Annotated in this window: 8 protein-coding genes; 5 read left to right on the plus strand and 3 right to left on the minus strand. The window is 49.0% G+C overall.

Going from position 1 to position 16,196, the window contains the following annotated elements; translation table 11 throughout:
* Nucleotides 1-467: 467 nt before the first annotated feature.
* Together LZ23_RS09400 and LZ23_RS09405 are read right to left on the minus strand one after the other, a co-directional pair.
* Nucleotides 468-1,103, minus strand: coding sequence for a response regulator (locus LZ23_RS09400; protein WP_045213620.1), 636 nt, complete (start codon nt 1,101-1,103; stop codon nt 468-470).
* A 39-nt stretch (nt 1,104-1,142) separates the two neighbouring features.
* Complete coding sequence (locus tag LZ23_RS09405; protein ID WP_045213622.1) at nt 1,143-1,940, minus strand: response regulator; 798 nt, start codon at nt 1,938-1,940, stop codon at nt 1,143-1,145.
* A gap of 641 nt (nt 1,941-2,581) precedes the next feature.
* Between LZ23_RS09405 and LZ23_RS09415 the strand changes: the two genes are divergently transcribed.
* The 5 genes from LZ23_RS09415 to LZ23_RS09440 all read left to right on the plus strand — a co-directional run bounded on the left by LZ23_RS09415 (nt 2,582) and on the right by LZ23_RS09440 (nt 15,891).
* Nucleotides 2,582-3,865, plus strand: coding sequence for a GGDEF domain-containing response regulator (locus tag LZ23_RS09415; protein WP_157493173.1), 1,284 nt, complete (start codon nt 2,582-2,584; stop codon nt 3,863-3,865).
* 290 nt (nt 3,866-4,155) lie between these two features.
* Nucleotides 4,156-5,727, plus strand: coding sequence for a sensor domain-containing diguanylate cyclase (locus LZ23_RS22540; RefSeq protein ID WP_052507270.1), 1,572 nt, complete (start codon nt 4,156-4,158; stop codon nt 5,725-5,727).
* Nucleotides 5,724-5,894: a DUF4160 domain-containing protein gene (locus tag LZ23_RS23425; protein WP_084590982.1), complete on the plus strand. Its 171-nt coding sequence runs from the start codon at nt 5,724-5,726 to the stop codon at nt 5,892-5,894. Before LZ23_RS22540 ends, LZ23_RS23425 begins: the two co-directional genes overlap by 4 nt.
* Nucleotides 5,887-6,135 carry a DUF2442 domain-containing protein gene (locus LZ23_RS09435; protein WP_045213626.1) on the plus strand — a complete coding sequence of 83 codons (249 nt, stop codon included), beginning with the start codon at nt 5,887-5,889 and terminating at the stop codon, nt 6,133-6,135. Before LZ23_RS23425 ends, LZ23_RS09435 begins: the two co-directional genes overlap by 8 nt.
* Nucleotides 6,136-6,510: 375 nt before the next feature.
* Entirely contained in the window at nt 6,511-15,891 is a 9,381-nt protein-coding gene (locus tag LZ23_RS09440) for an isopeptide-forming domain-containing fimbrial protein (protein WP_045213628.1), read from the plus strand.
* Here LZ23_RS09440 and LZ23_RS09445 read toward each other — a convergent pair.
* The coding region (locus LZ23_RS09445; RefSeq protein WP_157493174.1) for an integrase core domain-containing protein at nt 15,888-16,196 on the minus strand (309 nt) is incomplete at its 5' end. The genes LZ23_RS09440 and LZ23_RS09445 overlap by 4 nt on opposite strands.

Consider the following 16,196-nt stretch of genomic DNA (forward strand, 5'->3'; position numbering starts at 1 on the left):
TGCCATGGAACTGAAGATTTTCTGGGTCGTCGACATGACGAATGGGGCTTGTCTAGACATTTACTGACTGGACTATGCCTAGATCCTGATGGGTGTTTGGTGCAGTCATATTAAGAGCTGCAACCAGTAAAAAGAAATAACAGGAATATGTCAAAGATCGGCTAAGCGGCTCGTCGGCCAAGTGCTAACGCGTCCTCAGCAAGAAAACCAAAATTTCTTGCAACAGGAGAGTATTGTCTCTTGACAGAGGGCCTTTTAATGGGAGTTGAATACACGAAGTGTAGGCGCAGCCATTCAACAGGGGCGAACGGGCGGTTAAAATATCTTTTTTTGGGTTGGGGTACAACCCGCGTTAGAGTCAGCTGTATTTCAATTATATATTGAACAAATCACTGTCAATTAATCACCCTTGAGATGAAAAATTTTCCGAAAAAAATCACCCTGAAGATAATCATAAAATCAGATGGCTAAATCCGGATAAGATCAATCCGCCTCTTTATGGAAAACTTCTTCATAATACGACTGACATGAGTCTTGACCGTGTTTATTGAAATATTCAGGGTCTTGGCAATGTCAGAGTTTGTGGCACCCTGCCTGAGCAAGTTGTAAACATCCTTTTCCCTTTCAGAAAGCTGACATTCCGCCTCTCGATAAGAACTGTCTGATGCGCTTGATTTGACATTAGTTCTAAGCCCATCAGGCAGGATAAGGTTTCCGTCCATTGCCTGGTGCATTGCATCCATAAGATTTTCAGGAGGTGTTGTTTTGAGTTGATAGCCATCAACACCACAGGCCAGAGCCTTCTGCAGAGTTGACAGTTTAAGGTCCGATGTCAGCACAATAACCTTTATTTCCGGGTTTATGGACCGCAAAGGTTCAATCAGGTCCAGCCCACTGCTGCTTTCCAGGTCAATATCAAGAAGGATGATATCTGGCATGTTGTGCTTGACTGCCTGCAATATCTCATCGGGACTGCCAGCCTCAGCAACCACTTCAACGCCAGCCAAAGTGAGCATTAAGCTCAGGCCATGACGCATTATCTGATGGTCATCGGCCAGGACAACACGCAACTTTGCATTTAACTGGTTTTGATTCTTTTTCATAATTATTGTATCCGTACACTATGCTTCAGTAGATGAAAATCATTTTGAATCATGGAAGTTCCATACATGGGATTTCAACTCTTCAATGTGACTGGAAATTTCCTGAGCAATCACAAGCATATTCTGCATATTACGATCTTTGGAAGCCTGTTCAAGCTGATGACATTCATGTCTTAATTTCGGCATCCTGAATATCGATGCCCCACCTTTCATTTTATGAGCAACAAAAGCAATTGAGTCGCAGTCGTCACTTTGAATCAAACTTTCAATTCTGTTCAAATTTTCCGACATATCAGATAAATGAGACAGGGCAAGCTCTTTCCATACATGAACATGGCCCTTGTAATCCTTAACAATTGCCTCGCGATCCAGAAATGTATCTGTTTGATGCAGATCATTTGAATCTTTCCCGTCCTTTTTGATATCAGCTTCCTGTCCACCTGAACCAGGCGATCCAAAATATTTTGTTAGCACTTGATGAAGAGCTTTTTGATTCAGTGGCTTATTCAAACACTCATCAAATTCACCGGGTAAAGAAAAATTTGTATCATTTGATTCTAAGCTGGTCATTCCAATTATGGGGACGTTGCTTCTAGTTGCAGACTTCAGATTTCTGATCTTTTCTGCAGCATCATCTCCTGACATTTTGGGCATTCTTATATCCATCAAAATAAGGTCAAAAGAGTGTTTCTTTGTAAGCTCTAAAGCTTCTAACCCATTGGAAGCTGACATTACATTTATATTCAGCTTCTCCAAAAAAAACGTCAGTAGCTGTCTGTTAAGTTCACAGTCATCTGCAATGAGAACTTTGTTTACGGTTAAACCAGACAGATACATGTTGCACTCTACATCCTGTTTCAGGTCGCTTGGCCCGACAGCAGATTAAAATTTATCCAGATCCCAAAAAATGCCAGTCACCCTTTGGTATGATGAAAACATAAAAAAAAATCATACCAAAAGTCAATTGAATTCATAAAAAACTTCAGGCAAAAAAATAAGTTCATTGAAGCGGTAATGAAAATATTGACGAATCTGTACATCTTGCTTGTACGGGTATTAACCTGGCAAAAGTCTCTTTAGTAACTTACTCTTGAAACCCTGTCATAAAAAAAAAGAAAATTTGAACCGCAAAGGGGCCCCGGTTGAATGCCCTTCGGGCTTGCTCTTCGAGCAATTCAACTGGGCAGGCAAAGGACTCAAAGTTAAAGACAATAAAGAAGATATTTTTTTGAAAACCGGTCATCGGTTTTCAAAAAGGCTGCTTTTTCATTTGCCGTTCCCCGGCAAATGAAAAAACTTCTTTCTTCCTTTGCGCCCTTTGCGTCTTAAGTGAGTCTTCGAACGGGCGGTTAAAATATCTTTTTTTGGGTTGCGGGTACAGCCCGCGTTAGACATATCAGGCATGTGACGGGTGACGGGCTCAGAAACATGTGCACACGCTGAAGCTGGCTTAAGACAGAGTATATTTGAGGTTTTATGTGAAAAATATTCAATCAGCTGTACACAGAGGAAGCAAAGGGGTCCTGATTGTGGAGGACAGCAGCTTCCTTTCATTTATTCTGCAGGTTGCTGTCAGGGAACATCTAAAAATCGAACCTGTAATGTGCACCGGGTTGCGAGAAGCTGAAGAAGTTTTAGAAACAAATGCTCATACTTTTTTTGCAGCTCTTCTTGATCTGCACCTGCCTGATGCTCCCAACGGAGAGGTTGTCGACCTTGTGGTGGGATATGAAATACCCTCGGTTGTTTTTACTGCAACATTGTCTGATAAACTCCGCGAACGTATGTGGTCCAAAAAAATCGTAGACTATGTGCTTAAGGAAAATCAGGAAAATGTTGTACAGGTTATGGAAACAATCAAACGCCTTCAAAAAAATATGGGCATGAAGGTTCTGGTGGCAGATGACTCCTTTACATGCCGCAAGATTGTTAAAAATTTACTTGAAGTCTGGAACTTCACCGTGCTTGAAGCTGTTGACGGTCAGGACGCATTAGCAATACTGAAGCAGGAACCTGACGTCTGTATGCTCATTACTGACTACAATATGCCCAGGTTGAACGGGGTAGACCTGGTTAAACAAATACGCCGCAGCCACTCCAAAGCCAGGCTTCCCATAATAGGACTGTCAGGTGTCGACAATGCCACCACTTCAGCTTATTTTCTCAAGGCCGGGGCCAATGACTATCTACATAAGCCGTTTATTACTGAAGAATTATACTGCCGTGTCAGGCATAATATTGAAATTGCAGAGCATATTAAAACCATCAGAGATATGGCTGAAAGAGATTTTCTAACCGGGCTCTATAATCGCAGATACTTTTTTGCCATGGCTGACAAAATGCTTAAACAGACCAGGCGCGACAACAGGGGACTGGTTATCGCCATGATGGATATTGATTACTTCAAGAAGTGCAATGACCAGTTCGGACATGACGCAGGTGATGAAGTAATTCGCTTTGTTGGTCAGTCAATCCTGTCCTGTGTTCGTGAATCTGATCTGGTAGCCAGGTTTGGAGGCGAAGAATACTGTATAGCCTGTGCAGGAATGGACGGTGAAGGGGCAAGAAAAGTCTTTGAAAAAATTCGCTCATCCATTGAAGGGGCGGTTATTAACTTTGATAACCATAACATTAAAGTTACAGTGAGTATAGGTGTTTGCCCCTCCCTGACGGGCAGCCTTGAAGAAATGATTACTTGTGCTGACAAGATGCTTTATGATGCTAAAAAACAGGGAAGAAATCAAGTCCGGGTATTTGCTTAAATGTTTTGCAGTGCATGGCTGAAACCCTGATCACATACTGAACCTTTGTCAATCCTTTGAGGATTTCCCTGCAAAAAGCCAGGAAATCAGGTGACTCGGCAAAAAGTATCTTCATAACTCTTTGTTTTTACTGACTCCCCTCCGAGGCGTAGGCCCCTATGGGCCGGAGGCTGACCCCTGTCTCCTGACTCCTGCGACTGCAAAAAAGGGTTTTTGCAGTCGAATCTTTGAGGCCCAAACCCTGCTGAACAGCTTGAGCTGAAAGAAATATTATGCCCCCTGGAGGCACGATGCATTATTTTTCCAACACATTGCGCGAGAATAAGCGCATTTTAATCCTGATCCTGCTTGGTCTGAGCATCTGGGCATTCCTGAGCTTTTTCCTCAAGGCCAATTACAATGAAAAAAAGAACTCCTATATGTCTGCAGAACTGGACTCTTTCAAGTCCAAGGTTTTTACAACACTTGAAATGTATGAAACCTTTACAGAATATATTTTTTACAACGATATCAACACTGACAAGGTCCTGGACTTAATGGCTATTGCCACTCAGAGCAATGATGAACAGCTCCAGAGTTTACGCTGGGACCTGTATGACCTGCTTATAGAACAATATCAGCTTCTTCAGAAATATAATTTTCGACAGCTTCATTTTATCCTTCCAGGAGGTGACAGCTTCCTGCGCCTTCATGCTCCCCACCAGTATGGAGATAACCTTCTAACTGTCCGGGATACCATTAGAATAGCTGACCAGGAAAGGCGCTATATAACCGGATTTGAAGAAGGCCGGATTTTCAATGGATACCGCTCCGTATTTCCTCTGTTTAAGGATGACCACCATCTGGGTTCTGTGGAAATATCCATATCCATGGCCTCCATAATGAAAGTCATGGCAAGTCTGTATCCAAGCACAGCCCTGAAATTTGTCCTCTGTAAAGATATGGTTGAATCAGTTGTATTTGATGTGGAACAGATCAATTATACACCAGCACCTTTTTTCCCCTCCTACATGCTGGATAAGGAAGTCTTTCAAATCTATCAGGACAGCCTGAGTACTGAAAACTACACTACATATTCCCGGATAGTTGAAGATATAGTCCGGACAAATCAAAGCCAGATAAACGCTCTGAAAAGTTTTAATACCGTTGTCAGCTATAATGATGTTGATTATATGGTAGCATTTCTATCCATAGAAAATCTTTCCCACGAACATGTAGCCTACCTGATAGGGATTTATCAGGCCAAAACTGCCAGGATATTTGGTTTTCAGACATTTTTTCGGGAATGGCTCTTTGTGACTCTATTCTTCATGCTTTTTTTCATTTCAGTCTGGATCTATGACCGAAAACAAAAACAGCTTAACCACCTGGCCTGCACTGATAAGCTTACGCGAATCATGAACCGCCACAGGTTCCTTGAGATTGTCGAAAGAGAAGTGATCCAATATCAGCGCTATCAGAGGGACTTCAGTGTAATCCTGCTGGATATTGATCACTTCAAAAGGATCAATGACCAGTATGGGCACAATGCAGGCGATGATGTCCTGAAACAGACAGCTATCATTCTTAAAAGCTGTGCCAGAAAACAGGATGCTGTGGCCAGATGGGGCGGTGAAGAGTTTATCCTTCAGCTGCCTGAAACAGGCGCTGCACAGGCTGCCAGGGTAGCAGAACGAATCAGGCAGGCCATGGCTGATCATTTATTTGTCAAGGGAATCAGGCTTACAGCCAGCATGGGAGTTGCAGCCATGTCAGAAGTGGAGTCACAGGATATTGATGTTCTGGTAAACTGTGCGGATGAAAAGCTGTATCAGGCAAAAAAAGAAGGTAGAAACCGGGTTGTTATTTATTTGAGGCCTTGATTGAAATCAAAACAGGCACCATAACCGTTGGATACCTCCCGAATAAAGCAGCAAGAATTGTTAAAGAATGGTGTCTTGTACATCAGGCTGAACTGCTTGAAAACTGGGAAAGGGCACAGCGTTTTGAACCATTGGAACATATACAGGGAGCTGACTTTGATGATTAAAATTATTCAGGCCAGGTATATTGGCGACTACCAGGTTGAGCTGTCATTTTCTGATGGAATGACCGGAATTTTTGACGGAGAATCTCTTTTAAAAAGAAGCGGTCCTTTACTGAAACCATTAAATGATGAGCTCTTTTTTCAACGTTTCTTTGTAGACTTTGGAGCTCTAAGCTGGCCTCATGGCCTGGAATTGTCACCAGCCAAACTCTATCTAAGCTGCAAGCTGCACAAGGTCGCTTAATGCCATCCTCCCTTTATACAGAGCATGACCCCATGCCACATGCTAAACAAGCTAAACCATTAGAATTATTTCATTATTATTAAATAATACTACCAAAGGTACACATCAATCACTCCCCTTAAGTCACCCTTTAGGGTGACAAACTCCCTGCAAAAAATCATTCCCCAAGGTAATAGACAATCAAAAAAAAACGGGCATAGTAGTAGAAAAAATTTAGAGCATCACTGTTACAGTCCATGAACTGCAGACACATGTCTTGAGTATTATGCCCTGTAAACCCTCTGTGCCAATGAAAGTGAGACACTGACCATAATCATGCCGAAGGCATGTATAAAAAAAATTCAGCAAATAATTTCAAGAGTTTGGGAGAAGTACATGAATACAGTATTTAGAGCCATTCTGACAATATTGTTTGCCCTTATAGCCATGACAAGCTGGGCCGCGCCTGGGCCGGATGTCACGCTGAACGTGCCCAACACCACTCCGTTTATTGGCAGCCAGCTGTCATTTGATGTGGTTTTTGACAATACCGGAGGTGCCGTCGGCTACGGCCCATTTGTCGATATCATTCTGCCTTCCCGGGGAAAAGACGGTCAACCTGAGTTGGGTGACGATAACTCGGATTCATACAAAAGGGATGGTATATTTTTTTATAACGCTGACTACAGCGGCTTATCCATACCACCTAGCGACATCATCGAGCTGACTTTTCCCGTGCCTGACGACTGGCAGGAGGAAGATCTCACTCCCAGCACCGGGTGTGTTGATCATCCCCTGGCCAAGAATACTGACGGTGATCCAGTTGAGGTCTGCGGGCAAGCCGGAGACACCCTGGTTGTGATCCGGTTGCCTTTTGGGTCGTTTGTACCCAACCAGCCACCTGCCCGAATTACGGTTAATGCTGATGTAAGCGAACTGGCCGATGTGGGGGAGGCCTTGAACATCCAGGCCAGGGCCGGCTTCCAGTTCGGCAAAGACCCCTTGGACAATCCAACCACCGACCCGAGTATTCTCAGTCAGTCTGACACTGACAGCTCTGACTGGACAACCAGCCAGCCTGTCACTCCCCAAATCATCACCCTGGAGAAAACCGCCCAAGGCGGCCTGACCGGCGCCAACTACCCCCGCCAGTATAAGATTACCATAGAGATCGCCCCCGACCAGGTGATCAATGAGCTGGTGATCACCGATACGCTCCCCTCGGACGTGGTGTACATCAGCAGCACCGCCAGCCAGGGCACCGTGGTGACAGAACCGGTGACTGGTGAAGTGGTCGGGCTGACCAATAATCAGGTACGGGTTGAACTGCCCGACGGGGTGACCGGCGTAGTGACGCTGTCGATCAGCTATTTCGTACCGGAGGCCGACTTTGAGCTGGAGCCGACCATACCCAGAGACACCGCTGCCGGCCAGACCTCTCAACCCAATGAAGTCACGGTGGAGGGCGACTGGGCCAATCCGATTGATCCACGCGATGACGGCGTTGAGTTTACGCTGGCGCAAGACAATGTCACTCGTCAGGACATCGCCTTACAGCTCACAAAAACGGCTTCAATGGTAGGCGATGTCGCACCAAAGCCAGGCGAAATCGTCCGCTACACGCTGCGAATCCGGGTCTCGGACTATTTTGCCTTCGACCAACTGGTCATTGATGACATTCTGGGTGATGGTCACCGCTGGTTTACTGATGGCACTCGCGTTCCGACGCTGGCGCTCTCCGGCCACCAGGGCACCTTGGCCGCAGAGGAGTTTGACGCTGACAACTATGTCATCAACGACCAATTCAGTGCCTTTGGTAATGACGACTCCGGTGACGCTTCTCAGGCTGGCACCACTGAGATCGTTTTTGATGTTTCTCAAGAACTGATCCGTCGCGATCCCGCCGGCTTCGGCCGAATCTTGGGCGGCTGTTTCCCGGCTGGCACCGGCGCCAATGATGTGGCCGACTGCAACCGTGAGGGTAATGCGCAGCTGGAGGACGCTTCAACCGCCAGTGTGATTACCGTGGTGTTCTACGCCGAAATTCAGGAGTTCTTCAGCGATAACTTCCCCTCGGGCAACCAGGCCGTAGTGCAGGGCGATACCGTCAGCAACACCGCCACTCTGGATGCGCGGGTGCTGGAAGACCTGCCACTGACGCCTACCGGCTCTAACCAAAGCAGTGCCGATGGCGATTCGGTGACCCTGCCGGTTGGAACTCTTACCAAAGATGTTTATCGGGTCAATGGCGCAGTGCCGAGCAGTCCTTTCACCGTTCGGCCGGGCGATACCGTGACCTATCGCCTGACCTATAACCTGCCTACGCACAATTTTGAGCAGTTTGCGCTGATCGACTATCTGCCGTTGCCGGTTTTCGCGGCCTCCGAGCTGGATACTTTTGTTGATGAGGTCTCGGCCGATGCGCCGCCGGCCGGCAGCGTCAAGTTTGGCCCGGATGATACTTTCCGCAATTTTCTTCAAGACAATGAACTCAACCTGCCACTGAATGGCGGGCGGGTGCCCGATCTCTCCACCAACACCAGTGGCAATTTCCTGCGTCTGGACTGGGGCGATTTTGAAACCGACTCGAGCGTTCCGGATGGGGCCAAGACGGTTGATATTCTGCTGACCGTCACCGTCAGTGATTCCCCCTTTGCCGATGGTCTGTTGCTGACCAACCAGGCCGAGGCTCGCGAGAGTAATACCAGCGAGGATGCGACCACCGCTGAGGGCATTGTCCAGATTACCCTGGAAGAACCCGAGCTTGAGATCACCAAGGGGGTTGCCAGCACCACGAATACTAGCAGCAGCCTCGATCCGGACTCCGTGGGTGATCCGGTCGACAGCAACCTGCTCGATGCCGATGCCGGCGACCGGGTGAGTTTTGTGATCACGCTGGACAATGTCGGCAGTGCGCCGGCGTTTGATATTGCGGTTTGGGACGACCAACCCGCCGGCCTGGTTAATTGTGGCAATGTCAATGTGAGTGGTGCCAGCGTCACGGGTGGCGACCTGTTCGATTCGGGCGATCCGTTGGTGCTGGAGTCCATTCACGAGAATGGCCGCGCCGTGATTAGTTATGACTGTGATATCGCCACCAGCGTCAACCCGCGGGCAGAGATCGTCAACACCGCCACCGCCAACTGGAAGGCCCTGGCGGGTGCGGCGGAATCCTTCGCCGATATCCAGGATGATGCCAGTATAAGTATTGCTGAGCCGGCGCTTAGCAAGACTTCTATCAGTATTGACCCAGGCCCGGCTGGCAGCAGCGTGGTGCCCGGGGATGTGGTCACATACCAACTGACCGTGACCCTGCCCGAGGGCACGACTCCGGGTCTGGTCATCGAGGATATCTTGCCCGCGGGGTTTGAGTACCAAGACAACTCGGTGATCGTTGACGACATCGGCTTTGTTGGCACCGTAAGCACAAGCCCGACAGTAGGTGTTGATGGACAAGAACTGACCATCACCTTCGCCGGTAACACGGTAGCAACCGGAACAGAAGGTAGTGAGGGCAACAGCTTCAAAATAACATATAATGCCAAAGTGCTTGACACTTTGGCCAACTCCGCTACCACATCTCTTCAGGCCAAGACCAACAACGTCAGCTTGGACTACACCGGCAGAACAGGACCGGACATCACAGACAGAGACGATATTAATTTTGGCGAGCCCGTACTTGACATTTCCAAGAGCTTCAACCCGTCTAGCGACCTGCAAGCCGGCGATCTCGTGACCATCACTCTTAGGCTGGAAAACACTGGCACAGCACCGGCGTTTGATATCGTGATCACGGATGTGCTTAACGATGGTGACGGCAACGATTTATTTGATCTAACTCCTCCAGACCCTATCACCGACACTACTGACGACCTGACTGGTTTCACATTCGCGTTTGACACCGCCAAAGACACGGTCACTTATGAGTCAGAAGCTGGATCTAGGCTTGAACCTGACCAAAGCAGAACATTCACCTTCACCGCCAAGGTCCGTGATGACGTGGTGACCGGCTCGACCTTCACCAATACAGCTAAAGTCGAGGGTTATAGCCAGGATGGCGATGTGGATGACAGGCGTAAGACTGAGAACACAGATACAGCTGAGCCCATAGTGAAAGCCTCCACCGTGGCCAAAAGCATCACCGCCAAATCCGAGGAGGCCTGGACTACTGGAAACAACGTCGCCATCGGCGAGGTCATCACCTACCAGATCACCTACACACTCCCCAGCGGACAGACCCGCAGCCCAGCGGACAGCGCCATTTTTACCGACACCCTGCCGGCCGGGCAGGAATTTTTAGCTGGGACGGCTAAAATTCGAGCGTCCGTAGCCGGTGTCACTGTTCAGAAAGGCAATCAGATTAACGGAGTTGCCGATGGCGGTACCTTGCCTACGGAAAATACTCTCATCACCCCCGAGTGGGCCAACCAAAAACTTCAATTCGATGTTGGCAACATCCAGAACAACCACACTGAAGAGGCCCAAATCATCATCACCTTGGACGCCCTGGTGATGAATACCTCTGCCAACAACCGCGGTGATTCCAAGACCAATACCGCCGCTCTCAATTATTTGAATAACGCTAATAACCCGCAGTCGCAGACGGCAACCCATGCCGTAACCATTGTCGAACCAAATCTGGAGATTACCAAGACCGCCAACCCCACAACGGCCAGCGGGGGCGACGAAATTACTTTTACCGTTGTTGTGAGCAATCCAAGCATCACCAATGTGACCCAGGCCTGGGAGGTAACGATTGCAGACACCTTGCCTGATCGCTTTGAAACACCAACTTTGACCAGCGCGACGCTGAGTCGTGGAGAAGGAACCAACATTACCACGTGCGGCAGCTTTGCAGGACAAGCCCTTGCCATGAACATGTCTTGCTTGGATGCCGACCAACGGTATCTCGCCCCGGGCGAAACCATCACGGTCGTCTACAAGGCCACGCTTGATCCGGAAGTTGAATTTGAGGAAGTGGTGACCAACACGGCTGAAGTTCAGGGCACCAGCCTGCCGGGGGACAAGGGCACTGACGATGCCGCACCTGGCGAACCAGGCAGCGAAACCGGTGAGCGGACAGGATCTGGCGAGGTCAACAATCTGACTGCAACCAAGAACGCTAAAGTAACCGCCGACCGGCCGACTGTAACCAAAGCAGTTGAGGACGATTCTCTGCAAATCGGCGAGATCACCACCGTCACCCTGACCATTCCCGTGCCAGTGGGTCAGACAGGCAATTTCAAAATTGAAGACAATCTGCCGACCGGCCTTTCGTACACCGGCCAAGAGATTGTTATCACCCTGCCGGGTTCCAATTTTACAGCCTCTGAAACACCGTCCACAACCCCCGGAGCCGGGACCGATCCACTTAAATTTGACTTCGGCACGGTCCAAAACAACGGAACGGCCAGCCAGAATATCGAAATCCAATACCAGGTCCAGGTGGAGAACATCCTGGCCAACCAGCGCAACACGCCCCTGACTAATACCGCCACCCTGACTTATGATGGTGCAAAAGAACCATACCCATCTGACACGGCAACCATCAACGTTCGTGAACCCAAACTTGAACTGGAAAAAACAATCACCGCGGGCACCCCGGCCACTGCCGGGAGCGAGGTCACATACCAGCTTGTTGTGCAAAACACTGATGCCCATGCCACTGCCTACCGGATGGAATTGAAGGACGTTTTGCCGGATGGGTTGCTGGGAGCAAATAATGGGGCCGGGCCTTTTTTTACCGCCATTGGAGTGACCAATCCGGACAACAGCGTAGTCAAGAGCGAAGGTGAAGGCGGTGCCTTGACAGCTGCTGACGCCATCCAGACAGAACCCAACAACACCCTGACTTGGCCCTTTTTCAACCTACCGCCCAACACCGCGCTGACCATCACCTACAATGCCACGGTCATCGACCAGGCTCCCACGGGCGCGACCCTGACCAATGAGGTTGATGCTGAGTACAACAGTTTGTCTGATGGGACAGGCCGAAATGGAACGGACGTGCTGGATGACGCCGATGAAACGAAGCTGAACAATTACGGCAAAACCACCAGCCGCGATCTTGTCCTGGATGCCACGCTCGCCATCCAAAAGACCGTGTCTGATGGGTTTTCCTCCAGCTTGGCCATTGGCGATGAAGTGCAGTTCGACCTCAAGGTCTCCCTGCTGCCCGGTGTGACGGATAATGTCGTCGTGATCGACACGCTGCCGGATGGATTGGCGTTTGTTGAAATGGGAACGATCATCGCCGACCAAAGCATCAGCTATACTGGAGATGGATCTGCCACTCAGAACCCGGATGGCATAATAACTATCGAAATGGGGAATGTAACTGTTCCACCAGATACAGATAGTGCAAATAGACATTTCACTATACCAATCAAGGCACGGATCAAAAACATTGAGGGCAATCAGAATCAAGATAAACTGCCCAATACAGCCAAGGTCACCAGCGACACTGCCCCTGATGGCGCAACACACACGCTGGAGGTCACGGTTGTCGAACCGGTCCTGCAGATAGTCAAGACGCCGGATACCACGTCTCCGGCCCTGGGCAACACCGTGACCTACGAGGTTGTGGTCAGTCATGCGGAGGGCAGTGCCGCTGATGCGTATAAAGTTGAATTGACTGATCTGATTCCCTCTGGATTGACGTATATTAGCGACTCAACAACAGGCGCGACTGTAAATGCAGATGACCCAGCCGCTCTGGTCTTTGACCTCGGGACCATCCAAAATGGCAGCAGCAAGACCTTCAGCTATAGAGTCACTGTTGATCTGGACGCAGTGGTGGGCGAGCCCCTGGAGAACACCATCACCGGTACCTTTGCCAGCAGACAGGATGCCACGGGGGCCGCGGACAGCGGACGTACCGGGCCTCTGAATGAAGAGGATACGCTCAATGATTACCGTGTCACCGCATCCGCTACCGTTACGCCCGGGACAACGGCCTTTATCTATCCGGTCAAGACGGTGTCCAGGGTGGGTGAGGGCGACGTTGTTTCCGGCGATACCCTGGAATACACCATCGTCCTGACCAACCAGAGTGGGCAAGAGGTTAGCAATGTGGTTCTGGAAGATTCGATTCCAGCCCATACTACCTATGTAGCGGACTCCGCCACGACCACATCCGGCACGATCTCGGTGGACGGCGACCCAGTGAAGGTTAGAGCTGAAGTGGGAACGCTGGGGGCAGAAGCAGCGACCATCACCTTCCGGGTTACGGTAAACGCAGATACGCCAGCCGGCACGGTCATCACCAACCAGGGTCTGGTGGATTCCGATCAGACCGTGCCCACGCCTACGGACGCGGACGGCATCCCGGACAATGGATTCCAGCCTACTGATGTACCTGTTGGCGGATACCCTGAACTTCAGGAGCCATTGTACGCTGAAAAAACCGTATCATGGCTTAGTGATGAGAATGGAAACAGCATCATCGACCAAGGTGACACTTTGCGCTACACCATTGTCCTGCATAACTGGGGAAATGAAATCCTGACTGGGCTGGAATTTAAGGATACAATACCAGGCGGTCTGACCTATATTGATGGCAGCGCAGTCCCATCCAGCAATGTTACTGTGAATGGACAAGATCTGGCCTGGAGCGATCTGAGCGATCTGGAACCAGGTCAATCTCTTAAAATACGTTTTGATGTGACCATCGCAACAGTCAGCGGTGAGAGCCAAACCTATGTAAACCAGGGAACTGCTTCATGGGATGATGGAAGTACGCTGACTGACGGAAACGGCAACCCTTATGACGGCAATCAGCCCACGTCCATTACAGCAGGAGGCGCGTCTCCTGATTTGAAGCTGCAGAAGCGGGTCTTTCTGGCTGTGGATCAAGGGGGTACTGGTGTTGCCAATCCAGGCGATACGCTGGAGTACCGGATGACCCTGGTCAATACGGGCTCAGGAGCAGCATCAAATGTACGTCTGAATGATGATATTCCAGCTTATACAACTATTGTCCCTGGCTCGGTATTTACCAGCCTGGGTGCTGTGGTCACTGAAGATCCTGTGTCAGTAAATATTGGCACTCTTAATCCCGGCCAGAGCGTGACCGTGAGTTTCCGGGTGACAATTAACAGTGATATTCCAGAGGGGACCGTCATCTCCAATACAGCAGTAGTCAGCAGTGAAGAGTTGGATGATGTCCCTTCTGATGACGATACACCCACCCTTATCCCTGTGCAGCCGGGAGATGATCCTTCACCGGTTAATCCTTCGGGCATGGCAAAAAGCATTGTTGCCAAATCTGAAGGGAGCGATAGCGACAAGCTGCTCATCGGAGAGGTGGTGACTTTTGAGTTTCAAGTAAAAATGCCAGCCGGGCTGACTAAGGAAGTCTTTATTGAAGACACCCTGCCCAAGGGCCTGACTTACGTACAGAATAGCGCAGAGCTCAAGCGCAGCAATACATTACTTAGTTCTGCATGGAATCCTGGCAGCATCAATTCATCTACGGAGGATGAATTAGTATCACTGACTGATGACACAGATGTGTTTCTGGATGATCCGGGAGATGACAGCAAACTATGGCTTTATCTTGGCAATGTCACCAACTCTGATGCCGATGGTGAAGCGCAGTACACATTCAGATATGATGCTGTTGTGGCCAATATTGCTGGGGTTCATGCCGGGACCGAATTGAGCAACAATGCCACTGTGGCCTTCCTGAATGCCCTGAACCGGCCTGTGGAGCTTACCCCGGTTGAGAAAACCGTTAAAGTGGCTGAAGCAGACATCAAAATTGAAAAATCAGCAGCACCCACAACACTGCCGCCTTCCGGAGGGACAACCACCTTTACTTTGACTGTAACCAATGAGGGCACAGCAACAGGATATGACCTGGAAATCAAAGATCAGTTGCCTGCCGGATACAGCAACTTGAGTAATGTCGGCTCCAGTTCTGAAAACGGTGTAACAGGGGTTGAGAATAACTCCAGCGGCAATACTGTGTTATTCAACATAGATGTGTTCCCGGTTGGAGGCCGTCTGGAAATAACCTTTACTGCTGATGCGGAGGCAGGAAATGCCGGTGAGAGCATTAATAATACAGCTCAAGCCACCTGGACCAGTCTTCCCGGCGCTAAAGGAACAAATGATGCTTCACCTGGAGATCCTGGGACAGAAACAGGTGAGCGCATCTATGACGAAGAATATCCCTCCGTAAACAATAATATAAATACTGGCTCTGCAACCGTATTTTACGGCACTGCCAGTCTGAACAAAACCGTACTTAACCCCCAAACCCGTTATGCCATTGGAGAAACAATTGAATATCAGGGTGAACTCACCATTCCTGGTGGCTTTGATACTTCTTCTGCCAAAGTGGTTGATGAACTGGATGCTGGACTGGAATATATAACCGGAAGTTTGGGTATTACTTATAACGAAATCTTGGTTGACACTCAGCCTGCAGAATTCAGCCAGGATGGGCAAACCCTGACAGCTGATTTTGGGAGACTGAGAAATGATAATACTGATGAGCGTACTCTGACTCTGAAATATGAGGCCCGAGTAGCCAATGTGCTCCCCAATCAGAATGGCACAACCTTAAAAAACAATATCAAGTTCCAGCATAAAACCCCAGGAACAGATGATGACGCAGACCCCATCAGTGATGAAACCAGTATTACAGTGGGCGAGCCACAAATAGACCTGACCAAGACCATCACCTCGGGAACTGCAGACAAGCAGGCCGGAGATATTGTTTCCTTTCGTGTGGACATTGACGGTAGATGTCAAGAAAGATGTCGCATCTAAGCCGCTTTTTTTTCTGTGTTAGATGTTCTTTTTTTATTCAAGGTAACTTCAGTCGGTGCGCTCCAATTTCTGGTACGACCTGACCATCTTTCAGGTTTTGCCATTTTTGCTCTTTGATAAACCACTTGGCGTTTTGCCAGGATTTCCTTGGCCCGGCCAGTATGCCGATCATTGGGAGTCACATATGCCAGGTTACTATGACGGTGCTCATGATTATACCAATTAACAAAGTCCTCAACCCATTTTCTGGCATCAGTCAAGCTTTCAAAAGGCTTCCTTGGATACCAAGGACGATACTTCAGAGT

The organism is Desulfonatronovibrio magnus, from assembly GCF_000934755.1.
Classification (GTDB): Bacteria; Desulfobacterota; Desulfovibrionia; order Desulfovibrionales; family Desulfonatronovibrionaceae; genus Desulfonatronovibrio; species Desulfonatronovibrio magnus.

Coding starts and splice junctions, on each gene's coding strand:
- LZ23_RS09400 (WP_045213620.1), bottom strand. CDS start 1,103: ATGAAAAAGAATCAAAACCAGTTAAATGCAAAGTTGCGTGTTGTCCTG.
- LZ23_RS09405 (WP_045213622.1), bottom strand. CDS start 1,940: ATGTATCTGTCTGGTTTAACCGTAAACAAAGTTCTCATTGCAGATGAC.
- LZ23_RS22540 (WP_052507270.1), top strand. CDS start 4,156: ATGCATTATTTTTCCAACACATTGCGCGAGAATAAGCGCATTTTAATC.
- LZ23_RS09435 (WP_045213626.1), top strand. CDS start 5,887: ATGATTAAAATTATTCAGGCCAGGTATATTGGCGACTACCAGGTTGAG.
- LZ23_RS09440 (WP_045213628.1), top strand. CDS start 6,511: ATGAATACAGTATTTAGAGCCATTCTGACAATATTGTTTGCCCTTATA.